Raw genomic sequence first — 13242 nt, 5'->3', positions numbered from 1 at the left:
ACAACTCCTGAAGCCATGTTCCGAACCGAAGTACATGTTCCCAGCGCCGGCCTAGGCCTAACCTTGCAGCAGAAAGTGCTGACCATTGGCTCCTGCTTTGCCGAGGTAATGGGAAGTAAGCTACGGCAGAACAAGGTGGATGTGCTGGTAAACCCCTTCGGAACGATCTTCAACCCTGTTTCCGTGAGCCTGCTGCTGCAGGCCGCCATTGGCCGGCACCACGCCTTTGAGGAGCAACTGGTGCGGCAAAACGGCATCTGGTACGCTTACGACCTCCACTCCTCCCTCTCCAGCACCAACAAGGAAGAGCTGCTGCAAACCCTAGAGGCGCGCCTGCAGCAGACAAGGCTATACCTGCAGGGGGCCTCGCTGCTGGTCGTGACTTTGGGTACCGCGATTGCTTACCGCCTGCAGGAAAGTGGAAAGCTGGTAGCTAACTGCCATAAGTTGCCCGCCAGCCACTTTAGGCGCGAGCTGCTGTCAGTGGAGGAGATGAAGAGCGCCTTTGAGGAGCTGTTGGCGCAGCTGCGGCAACAAAACCCTGCTCTGAAAGTGCTGCTAACGGTTAGCCCGGTGCGGCATATCAAAGAAACGATCGAGCTGAACAGCGTGAGCAAAGCCAGCCTGCGCGTGCTGTGCCACCAGCTGCAGCAGGAGCACCCGGAGGTACTGTACTTCCCAGCCTACGAGATTATGATGGATGACCTGCGCGACTACCGATTCTACAAGGAAGACATGCTGCACCCCACCCCACTGGCGGAGGAGTATATTTGGCAGAAGTTTGTAGAGGGCTACTATGCGCCTGAGTTCCGCCAGTTTATGGAGAAGTGGGAAAAACTTCAGCGTGCCGTGGCCCATAAGCCCTTCCACCCCCAGTCGGAGGCGCACCAGAAGTTTCTGAAAAGCACCCTGCAACAGCTACAGGCCCTGGGGCAGCAGTATGGCATCAGCATCGCCAGCGAAAAGGAACTGCTGGAAAAACAGCTTCTGGCGTAACACAGCACACCGGCACAACACTTTTGCCTGCCGCGCTCGTAAAACGGAATCAGAGTTCAAACCAAAGGCACAAGCTTTAGACTTCAGCGGCGGCTGTTTATACTTTGTTACCAGAATATTTACAACGTAAGGCGCTTCGCGCGCGGCTGAGGTAAAGCAGTACCCGTGCCTTGCGCTAACCCTTATTGCCATGGCAGGAGACAAGAAACCCAACCGACTCATACACGAGAGCAGCCCCTACCTGCTGCAGCATGCCTATAACCCCGTAGACTGGCATCCTTGGGGCGAGGAGGCACTGCAAATGGCTAAACAGGCAGACAAGCCGATACTGGTTAGCATTGGCTACGCCGCCTGCCACTGGTGCCACGTAATGGAGCGGGAGGCTTTTGAGCAGAAAAGCATAGCCGAGTTGATGAACACGCACTTCGTGTGCATAAAAGTAGACCGGGAGGAGCGCCCGGATGTGGACGCCGTTTACATGGAAGCCCTGCAAGCCATGGGGCAGCAGGGCGGGTGGCCCCTAAACGTATTCCTAACCCCCGATGCCAAGCCTTTTTACGGGGGCACTTACTTTCCTCCCAAGCAGTGGAAAGCACTGCTGAGTAACATTGCCGAGGCGTATGAGCAGAACCGCGCTGAACTGGATGAATCGGCGGAGCAGTTTGTGCAGCACTTGAACAAGAGCGAGCTGGAAAAGTATGGGCTGCAGCAAAAGAGCTACCATGTGCGGGAGGATGATTTTAAACTGATCGGCCATAACCTGAGCCAGCGGTTCGACAGAAAAAACGGCGGCCTGGGCGACGCGCCCAAGTTTCCGATACCAGCCAGTTACCTTTTCCTGCTCCGCTATCACCACCATACCAACGACCAAACCATCCTGAACCACCTGCACCTCACGCTTCGGGAAATGGCCTATGGCGGCCTCTATGATCAGGTGGGCGGCGGCTTTGCCCGCTACTCCGTGGATGCTGAATGGCTGGTGCCGCACTTTGAGAAGATGCTCTACGACAACGCCCAGCTCATCAGCCTATATGCGGAGGCTTACCAGGCCACCCACGAATCGCTGTACCACGATGTGGTGTATGAGACCATTGCTTTTGTGGAGCGGGAGCTGATGAACGCGGAAGGAGGCTTCTACTCCTCCCTGGACGCCGACAGTGAGGGAGAGGAGGGTAAATTCTATACTTTCACCAAGCAGGAGCTGCAGGAGATGCTAGGCGACGAGGAGCCGCTCTTCTCCAAGTACTACCATGCCACCGCCACAGGCAACTTTGAGCACGGCCGTAACATTCTGCACCGCCGCATTCCTGACGAGGCCTTTGCCAAGGAAAACGAACTGGAGATGGACGTGCTGGAGGAGATGGTGAAAACCTGGAAAGAGATGTTGATGGCAGTGCGGGCTACCCGCACACGCCCGGGGTTGGATGACAAAATCCTGACGTCGTGGAACGCGCTAATGCTAAAAGGGCTTGCCGATGCATACCTGGTGTTCGGCAACAAACATTTCCTGGACCTGGCCCTCAAGAATGCCAGGTTTATACTTCAGAACCTGAAAGACGGAGACAAGCTCTACCACAACTACAAAGAAGGCAAGGCCACCACAGCTGGATTTCTGGATGACTACGCTTTTCTTATCCGCGCCCTCACCCGCCTCTACGAGGTCACCTTTGAGGAGCAGTGGCTGCTGGAGGCAAAGCGGCTAACGGATTATACGTTGGAGAACTTCCTGGATGAGGGGGAAAAGCTGTTCTTCTTCACCGACAGAAACGCCGAGCAGCTCATTGCCCGTAAAAAGGAAATCCTGGACAACGTAGTCCCCTCCTCTAATTCTGTGATGGCCGTTAACCTGCACTTCCTGGGCTTATACTTTGATGAAGAGCGCTATACTTCCCTTTCGGAGGATATGCTGGCCAGCGTGAAGGAACTGCTGCTGAAGGAGCCTTCTCACTTGAGTAACTGGGCCTCTTTATACTTCCACAAGCTTACTCCCACGGCTGAGGTGGTCATGGTGGGCCCGGAGGCACCGGAAATGCGTGCCGAGCTCACCTCCTTTTACCTGCCCAATGTACTACTGGCGGGCGCTGCCGATGCCAGCAACAGCACCCTGCCGCTGCTGCAAGGCAGGACCTCCACCAACGGAAAGACTACCGTGTACGTGTGCTATAACAAAACATGTCAGCTGCCGGTGCTCACTGCTGCCGAGGTGCTAAAGCAACTAAAAGGGGGGCAGGCAGAGCCAAAATTTCCAACGCTTTAGTACGGCAGAATGGGCAGGAACGCCCCTGCCCATTCTGCCGGCATGCAAGCGCTATAACCGGCTACAGTGTGCTCATCACCCGTACCATCTCATTGATCTCATCCCGGTTTGCCAGCCTGGCTTTCTCAGATCTGCCATAGCCAATTTCCATCTCGCCTGCTTGCATGCGCTTCATCACGCTGTCGGCAAACTCGCCAACCGGCACTCCCATCGTATGGATGCCCACCCCTCCCAGATCTGTGTCCACTGCCGGTGGCACAACCTCTATTACCCGGATGCTGGTGTGGGCCAACTCGTGGCGCAGCGTCATGGAGAAGGAATGGATAGCGGCTTTGGAGGCACTGTACACCAGGGCAAACGTACCCGGCGTAAACGCAAGCCCCGACGACACATTGATGATGGCAGCACTGTCCTGCTGCTGCAAATGAGGGATAAACAGCGCCGATAAGTGAATAGGCGCTTCTACATTGATGGCGATTTCCTGTCTCCGCACCTCCCACGGCTCCTGGTCATCCAGAAAGCTCCCCCTGCGCTGGATACCGGCATTATTGACCAGCACGTTCAGCCTCGGAAACTCCTGGATTGCCCACGCATACAACGCCTCACGCTGTTTTTCGTCTGCCACATCGCATACTTTGGTATGCAGGGACGGGTATTTTTGCTTGGCCTCCTGCAGCTTGTCCTCTCTTCGGCCACATATAAGCACCTCGCTTCCGGCTTTTATAAAACGCTCTGCCAGAGCCAGGCCTATCCCAGTGGCACCTCCTGTTATCAGCACTGTGTTTCCTGCTAAATCCATACTTTCTCTTTAAAACTGTTACTGCTCTGTCTGCTTCTGCTACCAGGCAAGTATAAACTGCCGTGGCAAGATTAATGTTTGTACTCCAAATTCAGCAGATTGGGTTTGCTATACTCCCGACTTTTAGCGGCCACAGGATTAGTTTTCGCATTGTGGCGTGTAATGCTTAAATTAGAGGCGTTTACTAATCTTCTACCTTATAGCAAATCATGACTAAACGTACCTACCTGAGTATGGTACTGGCTGCGGCGCTTGCTCTCCCTTTCGGCGCGGCACATGCTCAGGACAAAAAGAAAGAAGACACCAAATGGCAGGTGGACGCCGAGCGCGGTCCTCAGAAGGAAGTCTCCTTTACAACCAACGAAGGCACCTGGATGAGCGTGGATGTGAGCCCGGACGGCAAAGAGATCGTTTTCGACATGCTGGGCGACATTTACATCATGCCCATTTCCGGTGGCAAAGCCAAGCTGTTGAGAACCGGTCGCCCTTACGAGGTGCAGCCGCGTTTTAGCCCCGATGGCAAGTACATCTCCTTCACTTCTGATGCAGGTGGCGGCGACAACATCTGGGTAATGAAGCGCGATGGCTCCGATGTCAAGCAAATCACGAACGAGAACTTCCGACTGCTGAACAACGCCGTTTGGACACCGGACGGAGAGTACCTGATTGCCCGCAAGCACTTTACTAACACCCGCTCGCTGGGTGCCGGCGAGATGTGGATGTACCACCGCACAGGCGGTACGGGTGTGCAGCTGACCAAGCGCAAGAACGACCAGCAGGACGCCGGGGAGCCGTTTGCCTCTCCGGACGGAAAGTACGTATACTTCTCCGAGGACATGAGCGGCGGCTCTACCTTTGAGTATAACAAAGACCCGAACGGCCAGATCTACGTGATCCGCCGCGTAGACCGCAACACCGGTGAGATCGAGAACGTGGTCTCAGGAAACGGTGGCGCCGTGCGGCCGGTTGTATCCAGAGATGGCAAGTATGTGGCTTTTGTGCGCCGTGTGCGTACCAAGTCGGTGCTGTTTGTGCACGACCTGAAAACCGGTGAAGAGTGGCCTGTATACGATAAGCTGAGCCACGACCAGCAAGAGGCCTGGGCCATTTTTGGCGTTTACCCCTACTTCTCCTGGACGCCGGACAACAAGCACCTTGTGTTCTGGGCTGATGGCAAGATCAACAAAGTGGATGTGGCTACAAAGCAGGTGGCCAATATTCCTTTTGAGGCTACCGCCACGCATTACCTGACGGATGCCGTGCGCCACGACCACAGCAAGAACGGCGGCGTTTCACCGAAAGAGTTTACAGCCAAGGCCATTCGCCATGCAGTAACTTCTCCGGACGGCAAGACGCTGGTGTTTAACGCGGCTGGCTATATCTATAAGAAAGACCTGCCAAACGGCAAACCGGAGCGCATCACCAAAGGGCAGGATTTTGAGTTCTACCCTACCTTCTCCCCTGATGGCAAGTCCATAGTATACGCTACCTGGAACGACGACAACCTCAGCGGCCTGTACAAGCTCGACATTCGCAAGAAAAACGCCAAGCCAACCAAGCTGACGACGGAGAAAGGCTACTACGCTGTGCCTCAGTTCTCGCCAGACGGCAAGTACATTGTGTACATTAAAGAGGGCGGCAACAACCACATGGGCTACGCGCACGGCAAAGAGAAAGGTATTTTCTACATGCCAGCCAACGGCGGCAAAGCTACCCTCGTGCACGAGCGTGGCTCTAACCCGCAGTTCAACGCCACCTCAGACCGTATTTTCTTTACCGGCCGCGAGGGCGACAAGTATGCCTTTAAGAGTGTGGATATGAATGGTAAGAATGAACAGACGCACTATACTTCCAAGTATACCGATCAGTTCTACCCAAGCCCGGATAATAAGTGGATAGCGTTTGCAGAGCTGTTTAACGGCTATATCGCACCATTTACGGCTAATGGCTCCGGCCTGGACCTGAGCAAGGACACCAAGGCTGTTCCGGTGGCCCGCTTCACGCGAGATGCCGGTACCAGCATCCACTGGTCAGCCGACAGCAAGAAGATCAACTGGGTGTTGGGCGATGAGTACTTTACCAACGACCTGAAAAACCGCTTCTCCTTTGTGCCGGGTGCGCCAGAGGAACTGCCGGCTATCGACACGACAGGCACTAAAATCGGTCTGGAGCTGAAGACAGACATGCCGGAAGGCAAGGTAGCCTTCACCAATGCCCGTATCATCACCATGAAGGGTGATGAGGTGATAGAAGGCGGTACCATTGTAGTAGACGGCAACCGCATTGTGGCCGTTGGCAAAGGGGTAAACGTACCGAAAGACGCGAAAGTGATCGATGCGGCCGGTAAAACCATTATGCCGGGCATTGTAGACGTACATGCGCACCTGGGCACGTTCCGCCTGGGCATGAGCCCGCAGAAGCAGTGGTCGTACTTCGCCAACCTGGCCTACGGAGTCACCACCACCCATGACCCTTCTTCTACTACCGAAATGGTGTTCAGCCAGTCGGAGGCGGTGAAAGCAGGGGCTATGGTAGGTCCACGCATTTACTCTACGGGTACGATCCTGTACGGCGCCGACGGCAACTTCAAAGCGGAAATCAACAGCCTGGACGACGCCCGCTCACACCTGCGCCGCATTAAGGCAGTGGGAGGTTTCTCGGTGAAGAGCTACAACCAGCCGCGCCGCGAGCAGCGCCAGCAGGTTATTCAGGCAGCCCGCGAGCTGGACATGAGCGTGTACCCGGAGGGTGGCTCTACCTTCTTCCATAACATGAGCATGATCCTGGACGGCCACACCGGCATTGAGCACAACATTCCGGTAGCGCCGCTTTACAAGGATGTGCTGGAAGTATGGAAAGCCTCTAACGTAGGCTACACCCCAACCCTGATCGTGAACTACGGTGCCACCAACGGTGAGTACTACTGGTACCAGAAAACCAACGTGTGGGAGAAAGACCGCCTGTTGAAGTTCACGCCACGCTCCGTGATCGATGGCCGTGCCCGCTTTGTGACGCAGGTGCCGGACGAGGAGTATGAAAACGGTTTTATGGCTACATCGCGAGCAGCTAAAGCCTTGTCAGACAGTGGTGTGAAAGTGAACCTGGGTGCGCACGGACAGCTGCAGGGCCTTGGAGCTCATTGGGAGCTGTGGATGCTGCAGCAAGGCGGTATGACGAACCACGAGGCGCTGAAAGCGGCTACCATCAACGGTGCTGCGTACATCGGCATGGGCCAGGAGCTGGGCTCGCTGGAAACAGGCAAACTGGCCGACCTGATCGTGCTGGACGCTAACCCACTGGAGAACATCCAGAACTCCGAGCAGGTGAAGTACACAATGGTGAATGGCCGCCTGTACGATGCCGCTACCATGGCCGAGATCGGCAACTACAACAAGCAGCCGGGCAAATTCTGGTGGGAGAACGACAAGTATGCCACTGCTTTCGATTGGCACGAAGGCACCAATACCCGCTTCGAAGGTATTGCCGGTGAGCATTGCACTTGCCGCCAGTAAATAGCAAAGTATAAAGTACAAAAAAGCGGCTGCTCCGGATGGGGCAGCCGCTTTTTTGTTTTAGCAATTGCGAAGTATGACGCGAGCGACCACGCTCGTTCTGCAACAACAACAGTTACTTCACTGCCTCCAGCACCCGCTTAAACAGCTCATTTTGCTTGCCATCATGCCAGCGCCATACTATAACCATATCGTGCTCCGGGTCTACCCACACCGTGTTCTGCCCGGCGCCCAAGGCGGCATAACTTGTTTTGGGCGCATCTGGCCAAGCCTCGCCACCAGTATTCAGCCACCAGAGGTAGCCGTAGTCTGGCCCCACAGCGCCGCGGCTGGTAGTAGCCTCCTTCACCCATTCCTCCGAAATCAACTGCTTATCTTTCCAGCGGCCGTTACGCAGAAACAGGTAGCCAAAACGGGCTTCGTCGCGGGCGCTGATCCAAAGGCCACCGCCCCAGCGGGTACCGCCGCTCACTGATGGCATCTGCTGTCCGCTGATCTCTACCACGGAATTTCTATAAGGCACCCAACGCCAGGTTTCGGAGGCGCCGATTGGGTCCATGATCTCGTCCTCCAGCACCTCTGGCAACGGCTTCTCCCAAACGCGCAGCAGCGACAGCGCGAAACGGTTGATGCGCGTATCGTTATACTCGTAAAAAGTGCCCGGTGCCTACAGCTCGCGAGGCTTGCGCTCGCCGCGGCCGAAGGCCTCCTTGCCTATGAAATCGTGGTTCTTGCCCCACATCTCTCCCTCCCACTCACTGGTTTGGCGGGCATGGTGCTCCCAGGTTACCTTGCTGTTGTGCTCCGAAGTATAGCCCCCGTCCTGTACATACTTGCCTACTGGGTCGTTTATACTTTCGATCATGCCCCTGTCCAGCGTAAGCCCGAGAATGGTGGAAAGAAAGCTCTTGGCCACGCTGTACGTAGGGTCAGCGGCTTTGGTATCGCCCCACTCTGCCACAATGTAACCGTCTTTCAGGATGATGCCGTTGGTGTTGGCCCTGGTGGCTGGCAGCGGCCCCAGCGGCTCCCCGAAAATCTCCTTTTGAGTAGAGAAGTCTTTTTCGATCTGGGTTGTCTCCTGGAGCTTCGCCCAATCTACCGCCTCCTGCAGTTTGGCGGCGTCGAGTCCCACCTCCTCCGGTCTTCGGCGCTCCCAGTTGTCTCCATCGCCCGGGTAGTAGTAAGGTGTGTCGGCTTTCTGCTCTTGTTCTGCAACGGCAGGCGAAGTTTGTGGCTGCGGCTGGCAGGCGGCTAAGCTTAAAGCCAGCACCAGCGCCATGTAAGTATGTTTCAGCATAATTATATGAGTTCCTCCTCTAATCTATAAAAAATCACCCACTCTTGAGGGCTAGGTAAACAAAAGTAGCCTGTTACTTGTAAGAAACTATTTAAGCAGAAGTATAAATCCTATGCTACAGATACAAGTATACTCCGATTATGTGTGCCCCTACTGCTTCTTTGGGGAGGTGGTGCTGCAGCGGGCATTAAAAGGTTTGGAAGACAAGGTGCAGGTAGAGTGGATGCCCTTCGAACTCCGCCCCTACCCAACACCTACCTTGAAACCAGCGGAAGATTACCTGCAGACTACCTGGGCCAACTCGGTGTACCCCATGGGAAAACAGCTGGATGTACCGATCGTGCTGCCCAAGGTGTCGCCGCAGCCCTACACGCACCTGGCTTTTGAGGGCTATCAGTTTGCTAAGGAGCACGGCTTGGGCGAGGCTTACACCCACCGTATGTTCAGGGCGTTCTTTCAGGAGGAGCAGGACATTGGCGATGTGGAGGTGCTGGTAAAACTGGCAAAAGAAGTGGGCCTGGATGAAAAAGCTTACCGCGAGGCACTGGACACCCGAAAGTATAAAGAGGCGCACCAACGGGAGCTGCGAAAAGCATATGAGGAAGTAGGCGTTACGGCCGTACCGACTTTCATGATCGCTGATAAACAAGTACGGGGACTGCTGCGAGAGGAGGACCTTCGCAGGCTTATACAACTGGAACTACTGTAGTAAAAGCAAAAGGTACAGGTGAATGTAGCCTGTACCTTTTGCTTTGATGAAAAGACCAGGTCTACCAGCCGCCACGGCGCTTGCCGCCGCCCAGTATGCCGCCTAAAAGACTGCCTAATCCGCCGGAACCCATACTGCTGTAGCCCCTGCGGCCGTTCAGCGCGCCGAGTATCGACATCATGGAGCCCATGCCGCCCCGCGAGCGGTACGCCCCCCCGCCCATCATTCCGCCACCGAGTAAGCCGCCCAGCAGGCCTCCCATCATGCCACCGCCATAGCGCCGGTGCCTGCGCCCGCCCATCATTTTGGCAATAACAATGGGTGCCAGGATGCCCAGCATGCCCTGCACCATCTGCGGCGAGATGCCCGCTTTCTTGAACGTATCGCTGAAGCCGTTCTTACTCATGAAGCTCTGGGACGTGGGGTCCTCCCCATGCTGCTGTGCGTCGTCGGCCTTCTGCACATAGTCTTCCAGAATGCTGTACTGCTTCTGGTCTACGCCCAGGTAAGTAGCCATTTCCTCGATATGTTTCTGTTCGTCAGAAGTATATTGGCCGTCCGCCTTGGCAAAGCTGATGATATCGGTGATCAACGAGAACCGGAGTGGACTGTCCTTGAGTACATCCAGACACTTCTGCAGGCTTACCTGCGATGGGTTCTTTGCCACTGACTCCACCTCCTGCCGCAGATTCTCCGGCAGCTCGGCCGCCTCGCCCATCATGTATAAAAACTCCAGTTCCTCATCAGAGGCATGCCCGTCGGCGGAGGCCATCGTAGCCAGGGCGCAAAAGTATGCCCCCTTTTCCTGTATCGGGTAGTCTTTTAGCAATGTATTTTGTTCCTGCTCCATTTGTTTCCATGCTTGTTGTGCTCTGCTTTAACGGCTAAGTACAGCGCTATGTTAGCACCACCGCCACAGGAGCTGGATCTATACTTTACTCTGCCTGCTCATACTGATAGGGCTTATCTGCCTGGGCATCCTTAAAGCCCCTCACCAGGTCATCCCAACCAGAAATAACATATACTGCGATTGCCACAGCACCACCTAGCAGTAGGTAGCGCAAGTTTGATTTCTTTCTTGTTCTCATGTCGATGTGTTAAAAATCTGATCACTTGTCTCTTGCTAAATTTTCTTGAGCCAACCCGTAGCCATCTAAGAATCCCTGCTTAGGCGTCTCCCAATCAATTGTTACCGCCAAGGCAAGCAGAGGAAGTGCTCCTTAGAAGACAGTACTCTGAGCAGCATGCGGTTAAGCTTAATTTACAGATGTTATCTATGTAATTACTTGTTTTGATGCGCAAGCTTACGCGTGGCTCTTCCTTCGCTTTCTGGAAAAGCGGTAAGCGATGTACAGCGCCAGCAGCGTAACTATAGGTATCGCAATGTAGCCAAGACTGTAGCCTATATTATAAACAACATCAGAAGCCGACAACTCTGGCTCTCCTCTGAGCCCTGCTAGAAAATGGCCAAAATCTTTACCGATAAAGTAGATGAAGGTCAGCGCGGCAGCTGCCAAAGCTCCCAGGATGAGGTTAGGAAGTATACTTTTTGTTTTCATAGAAGATACTTTAGAAATAAAACATCCTTCAATATAACATAATCTGCCTTAAATCATTAAACCGACACTATATATTTCCTGATTTATACTTGAGGCTACTCTTGCTGCCCCACCATACCATTTATAGTGCAAATTGCTTACCTTCAGGGTCTGAACTTTAAACATTCACTACAAAACCTAACCTATGACCAGAACTCAAGTCCTGCTACGGCCATTTGCGCTGCTGCTGGCTCTCTGCCTGTGTGCCCTGCAAAGTATGGCGCAGCAGGTAAATCAAGACTCGCTGTACATCCGGCAAAACTATGAGAAAACGGAATACCAGATACCGATGCGCGACGGCAAAAAGCTGTTTACGGTGGTGTATGCGCCGAAAGACAAGAGCAAGAAATATCCGATCCTGATGAACCGGACGCCTTACTCGGTTGGCCCCTACGGCGAAGGCTACAAAACCAGCCTAGGGCCCAGCCCCACCCTGCTGCGCGAAGGCTATATTTTTGTGTACCAGGATGTGCGCGGCACTTACATGTCGGAGGGCGAGTTCGTGAACATGACGCCGCACCTGGCTAAAAAGAAAGGCAAGAAAGATACAGACGAGAGCACCGACACCTATGATACCGTGGACTGGCTGGTGAAGAAGCTTGATAATGATAACGGCCGCGTGGGCCAGTGGGGCATCTCCTACCCGGGCTTTTATGCCGCCGCCGGGCTCATGAGCAACCACCCTGCCCTGAAAGCCGTTTCGCCGCAGGCCCCTATCGCCGACTGGTTCTGGGATGATTTCCATCACAATGGCGCCTTTTTCCTGCCGCACGCGTTTAACTTTTTAGCCAGCTTTGGCCTGCCGCGCCCAGAGCCTACCACCGAGCGCAACCCACGCTTCGAGCACGGCACTCCCGATGGCTACGAGTTTTTCATGCGCCTGGGCCCGCTGAAGAACGCCAACGAAAAGTACCTGAAAGGCAACGTGGCCTTCTGGAACGACATGGTGGCGCACCCTAACTACGATGAGTTCTGGCAGGCACGCAACCTGCTCCCCCACCTGAAGAATATCAAAGGCCCCGCCGTGATGACGGTAGGCGGCTGGTACGACGCCGAAGACCTGTACGGTCCGCTCAAGATTTACGAGACGATTGAGAAGAACAACCCGAAGCTGACGAACATGATCGTGATGGGCCCTTGGGTACACGGCGGCTGGGCACGCACCGACGGTTCCAACATCGGCAACGTGTACTTTGGTCAGAATAATTCTGCCTGGTATCAGCAGGAAGTGGAGGCCAGATTCTTTAACCACTACCTGAAAAATGAGGCCAAGCAGCCGGTAAAGCTACCAGAGGCGGTTATGTTTGAAGGTGGCAACAACACCTGGCGCGAGTTTGAGGTATGGCCGCCCAAGCAGGCACAGGAGCGCACCTTATACTTGCACGCCAACGGCAAACTAAGCTTTGAAGCTCCGCAGGCGGGCGAGGCAGAGGCCAGCGAATTCATCTCCGACCCGGCAAAACCGGTGCCTTTCACGGAGGCCGTAGCCACTGGTATGACGCGCGAGTACATGACCGATGACCAGCGCTTCGCCAGCCGCCGCCCGGATGTACTGACGTTCCAGACGGAGGTGCTAACGGAGGACCTGACTTTGGCGGGCGAGATACTGGCCCAACTAAAAGTAGCCACCACCGGCTCTGATGCCGACTGGATAGTGAAGCTCATTGACGTATATCCTGACACCGCCCAAGCCAACCCGCACCAGCCAAACAAGCCGATGGGCGGCTATCAGGCCATGGTACGGAGCGAGGTGTTCCGCGGCCGCTTCCGCAACAGCTTCGAGAAGCCGGAGCCCTTCACCCCAAACCAGGCAACGCCCGTTAACGTGGAGCTGCAGGATGTGCTGTACACATTTAAAAAAGGCCACCGCGTAATGGTCCAGATCCAATGCACCTGGTTCCCGCTCGTAGACCGCAACCCGCAGAAGTATGTGGACAATATTTATGAAGCCAACGAGGAGGACTTCATCAAGGCCACGCACAAAGTATACCACTCCCCGCAGCAGCCCACCAGCTTGAAGGTGAAGGTGCTGTAAGTATACTTAACAAGTATAAAGCAAAAGAGTCCGCTG

The 13242-nt window shown here is 54.8% G+C and carries 10 protein-coding genes and 1 pseudogene; 5 read left to right on the top strand and 6 right to left on the bottom strand.

Features of this window, described 5'->3' with window-relative positions:
- Window positions 1-15 precede the first annotated feature (15 nt).
- Together PXG97_RS13235 and PXG97_RS13230 are read left to right on the top strand one after the other, a co-directional pair.
- On the top strand, window positions 16-996 hold the full coding sequence (locus PXG97_RS13235; protein WP_276498224.1) for a GSCFA domain-containing protein: 981 nt from the start codon (window positions 16-18) through the stop codon (window positions 994-996).
- Between the two features lie 190 nt (window positions 997-1186).
- Window positions 1187-3253, top strand: coding sequence for a thioredoxin domain-containing protein (locus PXG97_RS13230; protein ID WP_276498223.1), 2067 nt, complete (start codon window positions 1187-1189; stop codon window positions 3251-3253).
- Window positions 3254-3314: 61 nt separating this feature from the next.
- On the opposite strand, the gene PXG97_RS13225 is transcribed toward PXG97_RS13230, so the two are convergent.
- Window positions 3315-4052: an SDR family oxidoreductase gene (locus tag PXG97_RS13225; protein WP_276498222.1), complete on the bottom strand. Its 738-nt coding sequence runs from the start codon at window positions 4050-4052 to the stop codon at window positions 3315-3317.
- Between the two features lie 209 nt (window positions 4053-4261).
- On the opposite strand from PXG97_RS13225, the gene PXG97_RS13220 reads away from it, so the two are divergent.
- Window positions 4262-7564: an amidohydrolase family protein gene (locus tag PXG97_RS13220; protein ID WP_276498221.1), complete on the top strand. Its 3303-nt coding sequence runs from the start codon at window positions 4262-4264 to the stop codon at window positions 7562-7564.
- 115 nt (window positions 7565-7679) lie between these two features.
- Here PXG97_RS13220 and PXG97_RS13215 read toward each other — a convergent pair.
- Together PXG97_RS13215 and PXG97_RS13210 are read right to left on the bottom strand one after the other, a co-directional pair.
- Window positions 7680-8219: pseudogene (locus PXG97_RS13215) on the bottom strand (serine hydrolase domain-containing protein); the annotation flags it as partial.
- Window positions 8220-8231: 12 nt separating this feature from the next.
- Window positions 8232-8864 carry a hypothetical protein gene (locus tag PXG97_RS13210; RefSeq protein WP_276498220.1) on the bottom strand — a complete coding sequence of 211 codons (633 nt, stop codon included), beginning with the start codon at window positions 8862-8864 and terminating at the stop codon, window positions 8232-8234.
- 112 nt (window positions 8865-8976) lie between these two features.
- Here PXG97_RS13210 and PXG97_RS13205 point away from each other — a divergent pair, with 112 nt between their 5' ends.
- A complete protein-coding gene (locus tag PXG97_RS13205) occupies window positions 8977-9573 on the top strand; it encodes a DsbA family oxidoreductase (RefSeq protein ID WP_276498219.1) in 597 nt (198 codons plus the stop codon).
- 61 nt (window positions 9574-9634) lie between these two features.
- Here the strand turns inward: PXG97_RS13205 and PXG97_RS13200 are convergent, their stop codons facing one another.
- From PXG97_RS13200 to PXG97_RS13190, 3 genes are all read right to left on the bottom strand, one after another.
- Window positions 9635-10423 carry a TerB family tellurite resistance protein gene (locus PXG97_RS13200; protein ID WP_276498218.1) on the bottom strand — a complete coding sequence of 263 codons (789 nt, stop codon included), beginning with the start codon at window positions 10421-10423 and terminating at the stop codon, window positions 9635-9637.
- Between the two features lie 85 nt (window positions 10424-10508).
- Complete coding sequence (locus PXG97_RS13195; RefSeq protein ID WP_276498217.1) at window positions 10509-10661, bottom strand: hypothetical protein; 153 nt, start codon at window positions 10659-10661, stop codon at window positions 10509-10511.
- Window positions 10662-10877: 216 nt separating this feature from the next.
- On the bottom strand, window positions 10878-11132 hold the full coding sequence (locus PXG97_RS13190; protein WP_276498216.1) for a hypothetical protein: 255 nt from the start codon (window positions 11130-11132) through the stop codon (window positions 10878-10880).
- Between the two features lie 184 nt (window positions 11133-11316).
- On the opposite strand from PXG97_RS13190, the gene PXG97_RS13185 reads away from it, so the two are divergent.
- Entirely contained in the window at window positions 11317-13206 is a 1890-nt protein-coding gene (locus tag PXG97_RS13185; protein ID WP_276498215.1) for a CocE/NonD family hydrolase, read from the top strand.
- Window positions 13207-13242: the final 36 nt, after the last annotated feature.

Source organism: Pontibacter litorisediminis (assembly GCF_029360645.1).
In the GTDB taxonomy this organism is placed as follows: Bacteria; Bacteroidota; Bacteroidia; order Cytophagales; family Hymenobacteraceae; genus Pontibacter; species Pontibacter litorisediminis.
This window is presented reverse-complemented; position numbering and strand designations above follow the sequence as displayed.

Coding starts and splice junctions, on each gene's coding strand:
- PXG97_RS13235 (WP_276498224.1), top strand. CDS start 16: ATGTTCCGAACCGAAGTACATGTTCCCAGCGCCGGCCTAGGCCTAACC.
- PXG97_RS13230 (WP_276498223.1), top strand. CDS start 1,187: ATGGCAGGAGACAAGAAACCCAACCGACTCATACACGAGAGCAGCCCC.
- PXG97_RS13225 (WP_276498222.1), bottom strand. CDS start 4,052: ATGGATTTAGCAGGAAACACAGTGCTGATAACAGGAGGTGCCACTGGG.
- PXG97_RS13220 (WP_276498221.1), top strand. CDS start 4,262: ATGACTAAACGTACCTACCTGAGTATGGTACTGGCTGCGGCGCTTGCT.
- PXG97_RS13210 (WP_276498220.1), bottom strand. CDS start 8,864: ATGCTGAAACATACTTACATGGCGCTGGTGCTGGCTTTAAGCTTAGCC.
- PXG97_RS13205 (WP_276498219.1), top strand. CDS start 8,977: ATGCTACAGATACAAGTATACTCCGATTATGTGTGCCCCTACTGCTTC.
- PXG97_RS13200 (WP_276498218.1), bottom strand. CDS start 10,423: ATGGAGCAGGAACAAAATACATTGCTAAAAGACTACCCGATACAGGAA.
- PXG97_RS13195 (WP_276498217.1), bottom strand. CDS start 10,661: ATGAGAACAAGAAAGAAATCAAACTTGCGCTACCTACTGCTAGGTGGT.
- PXG97_RS13190 (WP_276498216.1), bottom strand. CDS start 11,132: ATGAAAACAAAAAGTATACTTCCTAACCTCATCCTGGGAGCTTTGGCA.
- PXG97_RS13185 (WP_276498215.1), top strand. CDS start 11,317: ATGACCAGAACTCAAGTCCTGCTACGGCCATTTGCGCTGCTGCTGGCT.